Source organism: Corynebacterium sp. ACRPF (assembly GCF_022347395.1).
Lineage (GTDB): Bacteria > Actinomycetota > Actinomycetes > Mycobacteriales > Mycobacteriaceae > Corynebacterium > Corynebacterium tuberculostearicum_D.
Genome location: NZ_JAKRNB010000009.1, coordinates 92,160 through 106,123 on the forward strand (window position 1 = coordinate 92,160; position 13,964 = coordinate 106,123).

Below are 13,964 nucleotides of genomic sequence, written 5' to 3' on the forward strand. Positions count from 1 at the left end.
GGCCTCGAGGGGGTGCTACAGCCCGGCAACCTCGCCGATGACGTAGACCGCCGGCGCGGAGATCTCGTGCTCGGCCATCGTCTGCGCAAGGGTGCCCAAGGTGCAACGGTAGGCGCGCTCGGTAGAAAGCGTGCCCTCTTGGATGATGGCGCAGGGAGTGGAGGGGGAGAGGGAGGCGTCGATAAGCACATTGGCAATCGCCGGGGCATTCTTCACGCCCATGATGACAGCCAGCGTGGCGCCAGAGCGGGCAAGCGCTGCCCAGTCCACCAAGGACTTTTCATGGCCGGGCGGAAGGTGGCCGGAAACCACCGTGAATCCGTGGACGATGCCGCGCTGGGTTACTGGGATTCCGACGGCCGCAGGTACGGAAATGGCTGAGGTCACGCCCGGAATGACCGTGGTGGGAATAGACGCTTCCGCCAGCGCTTGCACCTCTTCAAAGCCGCGCCCAAAGACGAAGGGATCGCCCCCCTTAAGGCGGGCCACCTTGCGGCCGGCACGGGCGTGCTCGATGAGCAGCTCGTTGATCTTTTCCTGCGAGATTGACTTCTTATAGGGGAGCTTAGAGACGTCAATAAGCTCTTTGGAAGAAATATCACACAGCTTATCGAGCTGCGCCGTAGGTCCCAGGTGATCGGCAAGGATAACCTCTGCATCCTGCAGGGCACGCATGCCGCGCACGGTAATGAGGTCCCACGCGCCGGGGCCGCCGCCAATCAGGGTTACAGGATGGATCTGTGCGGAAGTCATAGGACTTCATCTTAGTGGGCGCCCGACTATGCTTGGGCCACATGGATACCGGTAATTATGATGCCGAAACCGTGCGCTTTTTTGATGTGGCGCACGAAGGCGCCCAAATCCGCCTGGTGGCCGGAGAAGTGGAGCGCTGGGGCGAGGCGCTCAGCGGGCTCAATCCCCGCTCGCTTGTCATTATTCCCACCGACGCGATTGCCCGCCAGGCCGCCCACCTGGGAGTTGGCCTAGCCGAGCCGCTGCGGATCCCAATTGTGGTGACCGAATCGCTCCCGCGCTACGTGGGGGCGCTGGACCTGGTCGTGGTCGTCGGCGAGCCCAGCGAGTGCGACTGGGCGTCGCGCGCCCTCATAACTGCCAGCCAGCGCGGTGCCACCACCCTGCTCATCGGACCGGCTAAGGGCCCGCTGGTGGAGGACTGCCCGGAGGATACGCTCGTCGCACCTTGCTTGCCGACGGCCGAGGGTAGCTCGCCCGCGCGCAGCATTGCCGCCCTGCATGCGCTGTGCTGCCTGCTCTATCAGGGCCCGACCGCGGTGAAGGAGACCCTTGAGGACCTCGCTGCGGCCGTGGACCGCGAGCTCGCCCAGCTTTCTCCCGAGCGCGATGCCACTACCAATCCGGGCCGCCAACTGCGCGAGTTTATCGACGGCGCCCGCATCATCCATTCCTGCGTGCTCGACCCGTACTCCTATTCGGAACGTCGCGAGCACGTGCAGCTCGACGCCCTCGTGGCCCGCATGGCTGCGACCATCTGGGCCGTACACGGCCTGCCGAGCGCTTATGTGGACCCGGCCGAATTGCGTCACGCGCTCGACCGGGATTCTGATAGTTCCCCGGCCACTGATCTCTTCTTTGACCCCTTTATTGATGGCGATGGTGCTGAGGGCGCTTTGGTACCCTTGAAGGTAGTTTTCTGGGGGCAGGAAGAGGCGAACCTGCCCAACTCGCTTGCAGTCCGCAGCATCGACCCGGAACCGGGCATGGGGCATCTTGCCCGCTCACTGCAGCTTATTACGCGGAGTTTTGCCGCGACCGCCTACGAGATTTCTAAAGGATAGAAACACATGCAGCTGTTGGACAGCGCCACTCGCAATTATTCCTGGGGCTCGCGTACCCTTATCCCGCACCTGCAGGGCCAGCCCGATTCCGACAAGCCCGTCGCAGAGCTGTGGTTCGGCGCCCACCCCGGCGACCCTTCCACGGTGGATGGCCGCCTGCTCAATGAGGTTATTGCCGAGGATCCGGCAGGACAGCTAGGTGGCCGCGTTTCTGCCGAGTACGGCGAGCGCCTGCCCTTCCTGCTCAAGGTGCTTGCGGCCGAGGAGCCGCTGTCCTTGCAGGCCCACCCGTCAAAGGCGCAGGCGGAAGAGGGCTTTGCCCGCGAAAACGCCGCCGGCATCGAGCTCACCGCGTCTAATCGCAATTACAAGGACGATAATCACAAGCCCGAGCTCATTGTCGCGCTCACGGATTTCTATGCCATGGCCGGCTTCCGCCCCTTGGCGCGCACCCGCGAGCTTTTTGCCGCCCTCGAGTGCCCGGAGCTGGACCACTACGTTGCCATGCTTGACGACGACCCTTCGGCAACCACCGAGTCCGCCAACCTGCGCGTCCTTTTCACCACATGGATTACCATTCCGTCTGCCAAGCGCAAGGAGCTCATTTCCGCCATTGTTGCCGCTGGCGAGCGCCTGATCGCCGCCGACCCAGCCGATTGGAAGTCCCGCGTCATGTCCACGGTGCTGGATCTCAACCAGCGCTACCCAGGCGATATCGGTGTGCTGGGCGCATTGCTACTCAACCACATCGAGCTCTCGCCCGGTGAGGCCGTCTACTTGGATGCCGGTCAGCTTCACGCCTATGTCTCGGGCCTCGGCGTGGAGATCATGGCGAACTCCGATAACGTGTTGCGCGGTGGCCTGACGCCTAAGTTCGTGGACGTTCCAGAATTGGTCAAGGTCTTGACGTACGCCGCTGCCGATGAGCCGCGTGTGCAGCAACAAGATAAGTCCGCCCAAGACAATGTCCACGATGCCGCCGCATGGTCCTACCCAGTACCCATCGAGGAATTCCTGCTGGATCGCGTGGAGCTTACCGGTTCGTCTTCTGTGGATCTTGATTACGATGGCCCGACCATCGCCCTGTGTACCGCAGGTTCCGTAACCTTTACCGATGCTGGGGGCAAGACCCTCACCGCGACCCCAGGCCAGGCCGTCTGGCTGCCAGCCTCCGAGGGTCTCGTTACCGCTACGGCGGAATCCGACGCCGCCGACCTCTTCGTCGCCCGCGCCTAGTCCGCGTTTAACCCACACAAGCACGCTTCGCCGCCGTCCTCCGGTTTCAGGCGAAGCGTGCTTTTCAGTCTTCATTACGGCCGCGTTGCGGTCTGCTCCGCCCAATTTTTGGCGCACATTGTGGTTGCGTCGTAACTACCGCATTCCAGCGCATACAAAACAAGCACGTTTCCCCGATTTCTGCCTTTAAAATCGAGGGAACGTGCTTGTTTTGTTCGTCTACGCCGAGAACCGGCTCCGAATTAGCGCGTAGGCGCTGCTTCCCTCGGAGCCTGCTGGGCCGTGGCCGGTGCCTGCTTAGTTGGCACCAAGTCGGTAGGCTCCTGGTTCTGATCGGCGGAAGATCGCTCTGCAGCGGCATGGTCGGTGAGCTGTTTCTGCTCCGCCTTCTCGGCCTCGGGTCGCTCCGTGCCAGCTGGTTCATGGGCCGGGGCGTCGGAATTCTTGCCCGAGTTATCTTGCGCGGCAGGCGCCTCAGGTGAGGGCTGTGGAGTGGACGGACCAGTGGTGGCCGGCGGGGTGGTGCCGCCCTGGTTGCTCTGCGGGGCACCAGTAGCCTGCGAGCCGTTCTGGTTGCTCGGGTAATCAGGCGTTAGACGCTGATTGCCCTGGCCGGTGCCCTGACCACCCTGGGTGGTGGTATTGCCCTGCGAGGCGGTGCCCTGCGGGGAGATGTTTTCTGGACGGTAGACCTTGGTGGGCTGGGTTGCTGCCTGTGGGCGCACTACCGCATTAGGGGCGAGAAACGGATCGTTGTTGTGCGGCTGCTGGTGCTTGGCATCACCGGACGAGGCAGTTGATGTCGTGGTGCGCGAGGAGTGCTTCTTCGAGGGGGAGCGGTCCGTTGAAGAAGTGGTGGTCTCCTCGGCTGCGGTGTGGGTCGGGGAGACGGAGGTGGTCGCGGACTGATCCGCGGCATTGGAATAGTTGGCGCTTGGCGAGCTCATGCGCCAGACGGCGACTCCGACGACGACCGCGGCGATCAGTCCGGCCACAATGAACACGTAGACGCGGCGCGAATCTGGCTTCATCGTGGCTGTCCTTTCTATGAGGCGGGCCGTTACAGCCCAAGGGGGAGGGCGATACGGCGCCCCGGTAACAAGTTGGTAACGAGACTATCATGTTTGGGAAACATTGCGACGGCGTCGCAATTCTGTGATAAGTAAACAAAAGGGCAGTTCACGGGCGTAGAAAGCCATGCAAACCTTTTCATTATCTGCTTTCTTTCACCAAGAAAGCGTGTATAAATGGCGCTGAAAGCACCGAAGGAGTCAAAAAGTGAGTACTTGGGACGAAAATATTTTCAGCACGGACCTCAACGTGGATTTCTTGGACGAGATGGCAAACCTCGATGAAGAAGGGGTAATTCGCGCCGTCGAGGATGCCTGCGAGGTCGCACACAGCAAGCCAAAACTCAGCGAGGAAGAGGAACAGAATGCTCAAGCGGCGGCCACCATTGCTGCCATTTGGGCTGGTGCGCCCTTTAGTGCGGGCGAAGTTGTCGAAGACTACCCCTATATTAGGGAACTGGTGGGCTCTGGCAGCGAGACCTTGACGGAAAATGCCCTCGAGGTGCTCGAAAACGTCGAGGAAGAATATGACCTCGAGCCTTTCATTGAGGCCCTGTCCTAAGTCGATCCTGCTGCCCGCGGCAGCGGCCGCGCGAAAGCGGCCCCGCGGGTGAAATAACAGAAGGGAAGATAGCCCACACCTATGCTGATCAGCATCGAAGGCATCGACGGTGCCGGTAAAAATACGTTGGTCTCCGCACTCAAGGAGTCGTTGGACCGGCCCGTAGAGGTTATTGCCTTTCCGCGCTATGCAGATTCGATTCACGCGCAACTAGCGCAAAAGGCGCTCTACGGAAAGATGGGCGACCTCACGGATTCGGCTTATGCCATGGCGACGCTATTCGCGTTGGATCGCTATGGCGTCAAGGACCAGCTGCAGCGCGCCAAGGAATCCGACACCGTGGTGCTATTGGATCGTTACGTGGCCTCCAATGCGGCGTATTCGGCGGCGCGGCTCGAAGACGATGCGGTGATGGAGTGGGTGCACGATCTGGAATTTGGCACCCTCGGCCTGCCGCAGGCAGACCTGCAGGTGTATTTGGATACGGCGGTAGAGGTGGCGTCGGAAAGAGCGCAGGCACGAGCCCAGGCAGACGCCAGCCGGGAACGCGACCGCTACGAACGCGATGGCGGGTTGCAAGAACGCACCGCCGCAGCCTACCGGCGCTTGGCAGATGCGGGCTGGGGTGGACGCTGGATCGCTACTGCCGATGCGGATACTATTATTTCAGCGATAAAAGACCTTGTAGGAGAATGAAACGTGGCGCCCAAGATTTTGGTTGTCGATGACGATCCGGCCATCTCAGAGATGCTGACCATTGTGCTCGAGTCCGAGGGACTCAAGCCCATTCCGGTCATGGATGGCAATGATGCCGTGCCTGCCTTTGAGCAGCACGAGCCGGATCTCATCCTGCTGGACCTCATGCTTCCGGGCATGAATGGCGTAGATATTTGCCGTGCCATTCGCCGTGAATCCTCCGTGCCCATCGTTATGCTGACCGCCAAGACCGATACGGTTGATGTGGTACTCGGCCTTGAATCCGGCGCGGATGATTACATCACCAAGCCATTCAAGCCCAAGGAGCTCATCGCCCGCATCCGTGCGCGCCTGCGCCGCACCGATTCTGCGGAATCTGAAATCCTGGAGGTTGCGGACCTTGTCATTGATGTGCCGGAGCATACCGTGCGCCGCACCGATGGCACCGAGCTGAACCTGACCCCGCTTGAGTTTGACCTGCTGCTGGAGATGGCGCGCCGCCCAGGCCAGGTGCATACGCGTGAATCGCTGCTGGAATCCGTGTGGGGCTATCGCAATGCCTCTGATACGCGCCTGGTTAACGTGCACGTGCAGCGCCTGCGCGCCAAAATCGAGCACGATCCGGAAGACCCGCAGATTGTGCTGACCGTGCGCGGCGTGGGGTATAAGACCGGCAAGGCCGGCGCCGGGGAGTAAGGACCATCGGCATCATTGAGCGTCTAAGGCGCATTCGAGACGCCTTCATTACAACGTGGCGCACCTCTTTGCAGGCGCGCGTCATTGGCATGATTTTGGTCGCCTCCTCGGTGGTCATGATCATCTTGGCCTACGCGCTGGTGTCCGTGCTTACCCAGCGCCTGGTCAGCCAGAAGGAAGACGTAGCCCAACAGGAGCTGGAGCGTGCCCGCACGGCCGTGGAACAGCAGATCGATGCCACCAGTTCTGCTAACTCCGTCCAGGTACGCATTAATTCCGCTCGCGCTGCGTTGGGCCAGCTCTCCGCCCAGCAGGGCGACGCCCAGACGGTCTACGAGCCGGTCATCGTGGTGGAAAACCAGGATGGCTCTGTTACCACTTCGCCCGAGGATTTTCCCGTACCGGATCAGCTGCGCGAGATGGTGGATAAAGGCCAGATTGCGCAGCAGTATTTCCCAGCGCCGCGCGAAAATGGTGATCACTACAACGCCTTGCTAGTAGGCACGCCTACCGATACCGATATTCCCCATACGCAGGTCTACCTGGCGTTGTCCATGGAATCGGAAGAATCCACCATGGCGCTGATGCGCGGCCTGCTTTCGGCTGCCGGCGTGGTGGTCGTGGTGTTGCTGGTGGGCATTGCCTGGCTAGCCACCCAGCAGGTAATTACGCCAATTCGCTCGGCCTCGCGCATTGCGCAGCGCTTGGCGGCGGGTCATTTGAAGGAGCGCATGGCCGTCGATAGCGATGATGAGATGGGTCGCTTGGCCGCATCTTTCAATAACATGGCCGATAAGCTTTCCTCCCAAATTGCACAGCTGGAGGAGTACGGCGATTTGCAGCGGCAGTTTACTTCTGACGTCTCCCATGAGCTGCGCACCCCATTGACCACCGTGCGCATGGCCGCGGACATGATTGAGGCCGAAAGTGATAGCTTGCCGCACGGCGCCCAGCGAGCTTCCCGCCTGATGTCTAGTGAGCTCGATCGTTTCGAGGAATTGCTCGCGGACTTGCTGGAGATTTCTCGCCACGATGCTGGTGTGGCGGATTTGTCTACGGCAGCCATTGATCTGCGCTCGTGTGTGGAGGCGGCCTACGGGCAGGTGGAGCATTTGGCCCGCGAGCTCGACGTGGAAGTCCAGCTCAACCTGCCGGAGGAGCGCATCGGAGTCGAGGCCGATTCCCGCCGCCTTGAGCGGATCTTGCGCAACCTTCTGGCCAATGCCATTGACCACTCGGAGGGCAATCCAGTGGCGGTAGACGTCGCAGCCACGGACGCTGCGGTGGGCGTTACCGTTACGGACCATGGCGTAGGCTTAAAACCTGGCCAGGAAGAGCTGGTATTCAACCGCTTCTGGCGTGCGGATTCTTCCCGCAAACGCCATTCTGGCGGCACCGGTTTGGGCCTGGCTATCGCCCGCGAGGATGCCGTCCTGCACGGCGGCACGCTAGATGCCACCGGTTACGAGGGATTTGGTTCTCGCTTCCGCCTCATTATTCCACGCACCCCGAATGCCGAGGTGGGCGAGGCTCCCATCGCTGTGGAGATTCCCGGCGCACCCGTCACCAGCACTGCGGATGGTAGTGAGCTGGCAGAACCCGATGCTGAAGCTACAGAAGCACAGGACACTGGCGCCGCCGAGCTGGATGCCGGGCCCGCCTCTGTAACGCCGGCCATTTCATCCGGCATGAGCTCACTGCACGTCGAGAAGAGTGACAGGGACACCGATGGTGAGGTAGAAGGCGATGGCATCCTCTGGCCTTCGGAACGTGAGCTTAACCGCGGCGCGGCCGCTCCGGACAGGCGCGCCTATAAGGCCCCGGACTTTGAGGGCAGGAGGAAATAAGCGTGTTGAGAGCGAAGTATCACAAGACCGCAGTTGTCGGCACCGCAGCGGCCGTGCTTTTTGTCAGTGGTTGTTCCACCCTGCCGAAAAACACCAGTCCGCAGGTGGTCGGTACCTACCAACAGCAAGAGGATGGCCCGGAAGAAGTCATTGCACCGCAACCCGGCGATGACCCGGACTTGACGTTGCGCGATTTCTACCAGGCTTCCGCCGTGCCGGGAAACGATCATGAGGTCGCGCGCGGCTTTCTGACTGATAACGCCCGCGAAGCCTGGGACGCCAGCGGCGATGTGATGGTGGTCGATAGCTTGGACATCGTTACCGCGCCCGCTAGTAAGCAAAGCTCGAGGGATAATGAGCGCGCCTTCACAGTGCGCGGCACCATCATCGGCCGCCTGAAAACCGGCGGTGCGTACGTGCCGGAAAATGAGGGCTACGAGGCCGTCATCTACATGAAGATGCAAGACGATAGATGGCGCGTCGATGGCTTGCCGGCCGGAGTAGTAATGGAGCGCAATGAAATGCGCAATCACTACACCCCGCAATCGCTGTACTTCTTTAAGCAGAGCAACTATGTGCTGGTTCCAGACCGCCGCTGGCTGTACAAGGGCGGCGAACAATCGGAGTCGACGCTCCTTACGCTGTTGATGGAGGGACCTTCAGCTAGCATTGCGCCCGCTACCCGCCGGGCAGCGGGGGAGAATGTCACCTTCGCTGGCTATGACCCCGAACAGGGCTACCAATTCGAGGGCCTTGCTGACCTGGACTCCCATGATCGCACGCTCTTTGCGGCCCAGTTGGTGTGGACGCTTACGGAAGCCGGCCATACCGGTCCCTTTAAGGTCAAAGCCGATGGCGGTGACTTGGTGGAGGGCATGGATAGCCTGAGCGTGGATGACTTTGCGGACTATAACCCGCAGGAAAGAAGCACCTCTTTGTCTAAGCTTTACGCCCTCAATGAGGGCAACCTGCTCGAGGTAGACGATGGTGTGGCCGAGCACGTGAAATCCACGTTGGGCAGCAGCGGTGACGTGCAATCCGTAGATGTTGCCGATAGCGGCCTCGTTGCGGCCGTGCGCCGCAAGTCTAATAATGACTTCTCGCTGCAGATAGGCGAGCTTGACGGCCAGCTGCAGGATTCGGTGGACGGCCCCACACTGGCACGACCGACCTTCGAGTACAACGGGCAAGCCGCCTGGACCGTGGTCGATGGTGATCGCATCGTGCGCGTGGTGCGCTCCAAGACTACAGGCCGCATCTCCGAATCCGAGGTGGATGCCCGCAGCATCGACGATATTGAGGGCGAAATCTCCGTTATCCGCTTGTCCCATAGCGGTGCGCGCGTGGCCATGATTATTGATGGCCACGTGTACATCGCGGCCGTTGCTCAATCCAGCAGCGGTGATGAGCGCATCGTCAACGCCCGCGAGGTAGGCCCCGAAGTATCCGGCTCGGCACTTTCGCTGGACTGGAATGCGGATGGCTCGCTCATCGTTGGCACTTCCTCGAGCCAGTCGCCCGTATGGCGCATTGAGCAGGATGGTTCCTCGGCTTCGACCATGCCTACCGGCAATATCACCGCCCCTGTGGTGGCGGTAGCAACCTCGCCTACCAAGCTCTTTATTACTGATTCGCACGCCATGTTTGAGCTTCCTTCCACCGTCATGGACGAAACCAACTGGCGCGAGGTCTCCGGCCTGCAGGGCCGGCGTTCTTCCCCTATTGTTTCTAATTAGCCGCCAGAGGGTCTGCGCGGCTGGGAGAGGCGATTATGGGCTTGGGGGAGCTTATTTTTCCGCGTGCGTGCGCTGGGTGCGGCGCGCCGGGCGAGGTTTTGTGCCCACAGTGCCGCGATCACTTGCGGCAGCCGCCCTACATGGTGGCCCGGCCTCGGCCGCTGGGCGCGCCCGTCTATGCTCTCGGCCCCTATTCCGATATTCGCCGCCGCATCATTATTGGCATGAAGGAGCGAGGCAATCGGCCGGTTCGCGAGTATGTGGGGGCCGTCTTCGCGGCCGGGCTGGCCCATCTGAGTGCCCGCGGCGATATCCCGCGCGAGTTCACCCTCGTGCCCGCGCCTACTCGGCCGCGTTCGGCGCGGGCACGCGGCGGAGATCCGGTGTCCGCTGTGTGTCACGCCGCGGCGCAGCACCAGCGTGTGGGCGTGTGCGCGGCGCTTACTATGGGCCAGTCCACCGCGGACCAGTCCGAGCTCAACGCGCAGGATAGGTGGGCAAACCTGCAGGGCCGAGTCCGCGTGCGCGTGCCTATTGCTCAGGCGCCTGCGCTGCTTGCCGACGACGTCATTACCACCGGCGCCACCCTCGCCGCCAGCATCGCCGCCCTGCAGGCCACGGGTGTAGAAGTCTGTGGGGCATTGGTCTTTGCTGATGCCTAGATAGGGGTGGTGCCCACCCTCGAGGTAGGGGAGTTGCCTAAAAATCTCCCGCAAAGGTCATAACCAGTGCTATCATGAGGAGTGTCACAGAGAGATAGTTACTGTGATTAATTCTAGTCCCCACTACTCAAGGGAGGCATCTCAATGTCCCAGCCGAACAAAGCTCAGGTAACGATTACGGGCCGCAACGTCGAGGTCCCCGATCACTTCCAAGAGCGAGTTAATGACAAGCTGGCCAAGATTGAACGCCTTGACCCCACCCTGACCTTCTTCCACGTGGAGCTACAGCACGAGCCGAACCCGCGCCGTGACTCCGAGGCGGAGCGCATCCAGATCACCGCTACGGGCAAGGGGCATATCGCCCGCGCTGAAGCCAAGGAAGATTCCTTTTACGCAGCGCTCGAAACCGCATTGGGCAAGATGGAGCGCTCCCTGCGCAAGGTGAAGGTGCGCCGCGAAAACGTCAAGAGCGGTCACCGCGCGCAGAAGGGCACCGGCGAGATTGCCGCTGAAATGGTTGCGCAGGCCGAGGCTGAGCGCGCAAAGGAAGAGCGCTACGTTGACCCTTATGCTGAGACCGTGGAGGACGTTCGACCCGGCCAGATCGTGCGCACCAAGGAGCACCCGGCTACCCCGATGAGCGTGGATGATGCCTTGAGCGAGATGGAGCTGGTGGGCCACGACTTCTTCCTCTTTATCAACGAGGAGAACAATAAGCCGTCCGTGGTTTATCGCCGCCACGCCTACGACTACGGCATTATCTCCCTATCGGAAGACGCTGAAGCTTAAAGGAGCTCATACTTCTCTTAGCTAACGACCCTGCTGCGAGTATGCAGCGGGGTCGAATGTGTGGTTAGGGGAGGGGGCGTCGGCAAGCAGGTTGCGGGGGATATACAGGCTGAACGGAGGCTGTGCGCCTGCCCTATGTGCTAGGCGGGAGATGCTTTGTGAAAGCGAGTGAGTACAATAGCGACGAGTTAACTTTATTGTCGCGACTAGAAGGACTAACTAACCGTGTTTGGACTTTCCAAGCTGCTGCGCGCGGGCGAGGGCCGTACGGTCAAGCGCCTGGGCAAAATGGCAGACGATGTAATTGCCCTTGAGGATAAGTACGCGGAGCTTTCGGACGACGAACTTAAGGCAAAGACCGACGAGTTTAAGACTCGCCTGCGAGACGGCGAAGAGATGAATGACATCTTGCTCGAGGCCTTTGCCACCGTCCGTGAGGCTGCCTGGCGTGTCCTCGATCAGAAGCACTACCGCGTGCAGATCATGGGCGGTGCGGCCCTGCACTTCGGCAACGTCGCCGAGATGCGCACCGGTGAGGGCAAGACCCTGACCTCGCTGCTGCCGGCCTACCTCAATGCCCTTGATGGCAAGGGTGTCCACATCGTGACCGTTAACGATTACTTGGCAAAGCGCGATGCTGAGATGATGGGCCGTGTTCACCGCTGGCTCGGCCTGTCCGTGGGCGTCATCCTGTCCGAGATGCGCCCACCAGAGCGCAAGGCTGCCTACGATTGCGACATTACCTACGGCACCAATAACGAGCTGGGCTTTGACTACCTGCGCGATAACATGGTCCGCTCCCTCAACGATGTGGTGCAGCGCGGCCACAACTTCTGCATCGTGGACGAGGTTGACTCGATTCTTATCGATGAAGCCCGTACCCCGCTCATCATCTCCGGCCCGGTAGATGGTTCCTCCCAGTTCTACGGCGTCTTCGCCCAGCTGGCCCCGCGTATGCGCGAGGGTATCCACTACGAGGTGGACCACAAGAAGCGCACCATCGGCGTGCTGGAAGAGGGCGTGGAATACGTCGAGGATCAGCTCGGCATCGATAACCTCTACGCCCCCGAGCACTCCCAGCTGGTGTCCTACCTGAACAACGCCCTGAAGGCCAAGGAGCTGTTCACCCGCGACAAGGACTACATCGTTCGCAATGGCGAAGTCATGATCGTGGACGGCTTCACCGGCCGCGTGCTGGCCGGACGCCGCTACAACGAGGGCATGCACCAGGCCATTGAGGCCAAGGAGCAGGTGGAGATCAAGAACGAGAACCAGACCCTGGCTACCGTTACCCTGCAGAACTACTTCCGCCTGTACGAGAAGATCTCCGGCATGACCGGTACGGCAGAAACCGAGGCTGCCGAGCTACACTCCATCTATGGCCTGGATGTGGTGCCTATTCCTACCAATAAGCCGAATCAGCGTGCCGATCACTCTGACCGCATCTACAAGACGCAGGACGCTAAGTTCGCCGCCGTAGTGGACGATATTGCCGATCACGTCGAGTCCGGCCAGCCGGTTCTGGTCGGTACCACCTCCGTGGAGCGCTCCGAGTACCTGTCCCAGCTGCTGTCTAAGCGCGGCATTAAGCACAACGTGCTCAACGCTAAGCACCACGAAGAAGAGGGTCAGATCATCGCCCGTGCGGGCCGCCCCGGCACCGTCACCGTGGCTACCAATATGGCCGGCCGTGGTACCGATATCGTGCTCGGTGGTAACCCCGAGGTCATCCTCGATGAGAAGCTGCGCGAGCGCGGCCTAGACCCATTCGAGGATGAAGAGAAGTACCAGGAGGCCTGGGAAGCAGAAATCGATTCCGAGAGGGAGCGCTCTAAGAAACTGGGTGACCAGGTGCGCGAGGCCGGTGGCCTCTACGTACTGGGTACCGAGCGTCACGAGTCCCGCCGCATTGATAACCAGCTGCGTGGTCGTACCGGCCGCCAGGGTGACCCGGGTGAGACCCGCTTCTACCTGTCCATGCGCGACGAGTTGATGGTGCGCTTCGTGGGCCAGTCCATGGAAAACATGATGAACCGCCTCAACGTGCCGGACGATGTCCCCATCGAGGCCAAGATGGTCTCCAACTCCATCAAGGGCGCCCAGGCGCAGGTGGAGAACCAGAACTTTGAGATGCGTAAAAACGTCCTTAAGTACGACGAGGTGCTCAACGAGCAGCGCAAGGTGGTCTACGCTACCCGACACGACATCCTTGATGCCGGCGATATTCAGGACAATATTCGCGGCATGATCGATGACACCGTGTCCGCTTATGTCGCTGGCGCTACCGCCACCGGCTATGTGGAGGACTGGGATTTGGACGCGCTGTGGAATGCGCTGGATTCCCTCTACGGCCCCACCATTTCCCATGAGGAGCTGGTGGAAGGCTCCGAATATGGTTCCCCGGGTGAGCTTTCTGCTGAGCAGCTTCGCGACGCCCTGGTGCAGGACGCCAATAATGAGTACGACAAGCTCGAAGAGTCTGTGACCGCCATTGGCGGCGAGCAGCAGATGCGCAATACCGAGCGCATGGTCATCCTGCCTATCATCGACCAGAAGTGGCGCGAGCACCTCTATGAGATGGACTACCTCAAGGAGGGCATCGGCCTGCGCGCGATGGCGCAGCGCGATCCGCTGGTGGAGTACCAGAAGGAGGGCGGCGAGATGTTCAACGCCATGAACGATGGCGTGAAGGAAGAGACCGTCCGCCAGCTGTTTATGCTGCGCAAGCAGTTCAAGCAGCAGGAAGAGGAGCAGGCCGGCGAATCCGCTGCTACCGCTTCCGGCAACGGTGAGGGCACCGTAGAGGCCTAGGCCTCTACGGTGCCCTCACCGTTGCCGGAAGCGGTAGCAGCG

Annotated in this window: 12 protein-coding genes; 10 read left to right on the plus strand and 2 right to left on the minus strand. The window is 61.0% G+C overall.

All coding sequences use genetic code 11. From position 1 onward, the window contains the following. Positions 1–15: 15 nt before the first annotated feature. On the minus strand, positions 16–753 hold the full coding sequence (cobA, locus tag MHX61_RS05830) for a uroporphyrinogen-III C-methyltransferase (protein ID WP_239193469.1): 738 nt from the start codon (positions 751–753) through the stop codon (positions 16–18). 41 nt (positions 754–794) lie between these two features. On the opposite strand from cobA, the gene MHX61_RS05835 reads away from it, so the two are divergent. Further along, the gene (locus MHX61_RS05835; RefSeq protein ID WP_239193471.1) at positions 795–1,817 is read left to right on the plus strand and encodes an exopolyphosphatase; all 1,023 of its coding nucleotides are present in this window, start codon (positions 795–797) and stop codon (positions 1,815–1,817) included. Between the two features lie 6 nt (positions 1,818–1,823). Beyond that, positions 1,824–3,053 (plus strand): mannose-6-phosphate isomerase, class I, encoded by a 1,230-nt coding sequence (manA, locus tag MHX61_RS05840; protein WP_239193473.1) that lies wholly within the window; start codon positions 1,824–1,826, stop codon positions 3,051–3,053. A gap of 242 nt (positions 3,054–3,295) precedes the next feature. Here the strand turns inward: manA and MHX61_RS05845 are convergent, their stop codons facing one another. Next, the gene (locus MHX61_RS05845) at positions 3,296–4,084 is read right to left on the minus strand and encodes a hypothetical protein (protein ID WP_239193475.1); all 789 of its coding nucleotides are present in this window, start codon (positions 4,082–4,084) and stop codon (positions 3,296–3,298) included. 247 nt (positions 4,085–4,331) lie between these two features. Here MHX61_RS05845 and MHX61_RS05850 point away from each other — a divergent pair, with 247 nt between their 5' ends. From MHX61_RS05850 to secA, 8 genes are all read left to right on the plus strand, one after another. Next, a complete protein-coding gene (locus tag MHX61_RS05850) occupies positions 4,332–4,685 on the plus strand; it encodes a DUF4259 domain-containing protein (protein WP_179387511.1) in 354 nt (117 codons plus the stop codon). An 81-nt stretch (positions 4,686–4,766) separates the two neighbouring features. Then, positions 4,767–5,381 (plus strand): dTMP kinase, encoded by a 615-nt coding sequence (locus MHX61_RS05855; RefSeq protein ID WP_239193477.1) that lies wholly within the window; start codon positions 4,767–4,769, stop codon positions 5,379–5,381. Between the two features lie 3 nt (positions 5,382–5,384). Continuing rightward, the gene (mtrA, locus tag MHX61_RS05860) at positions 5,385–6,077 is read left to right on the plus strand and encodes an MtrAB system response regulator MtrA (protein WP_005322406.1); all 693 of its coding nucleotides are present in this window, start codon (positions 5,385–5,387) and stop codon (positions 6,075–6,077) included. Positions 6,078–6,145: 68 nt separating this feature from the next. After that, positions 6,146–7,924, plus strand: a complete 1,779-nt coding sequence (gene mtrB, locus MHX61_RS05865) for an MtrAB system histidine kinase MtrB (protein ID WP_255717580.1) — start codon at positions 6,146–6,148, stop codon at positions 7,922–7,924. Positions 7,925–7,926: 2 nt separating this feature from the next. Next, entirely contained in the window at positions 7,927–9,660 is a 1,734-nt protein-coding gene (gene lpqB / locus MHX61_RS05870) for an MtrAB system accessory lipoprotein LpqB (protein ID WP_239193479.1), read from the plus strand. A 122-nt stretch (positions 9,661–9,782) separates the two neighbouring features. Beyond that, a complete protein-coding gene (locus MHX61_RS05875; protein ID WP_239193481.1) occupies positions 9,783–10,322 on the plus strand; it encodes a ComF family protein in 540 nt (179 codons plus the stop codon). 144 nt (positions 10,323–10,466) lie between these two features. Next, the gene (gene hpf, locus MHX61_RS05880; protein WP_204609920.1) at positions 10,467–11,111 is read left to right on the plus strand and encodes a ribosome hibernation-promoting factor, HPF/YfiA family; all 645 of its coding nucleotides are present in this window, start codon (positions 10,467–10,469) and stop codon (positions 11,109–11,111) included. Between the two features lie 225 nt (positions 11,112–11,336). Next, entirely contained in the window at positions 11,337–13,922 is a 2,586-nt protein-coding gene (secA, locus tag MHX61_RS05885) for a preprotein translocase subunit SecA (protein WP_239193483.1), read from the plus strand. Positions 13,923–13,964: the final 42 nt, after the last annotated feature.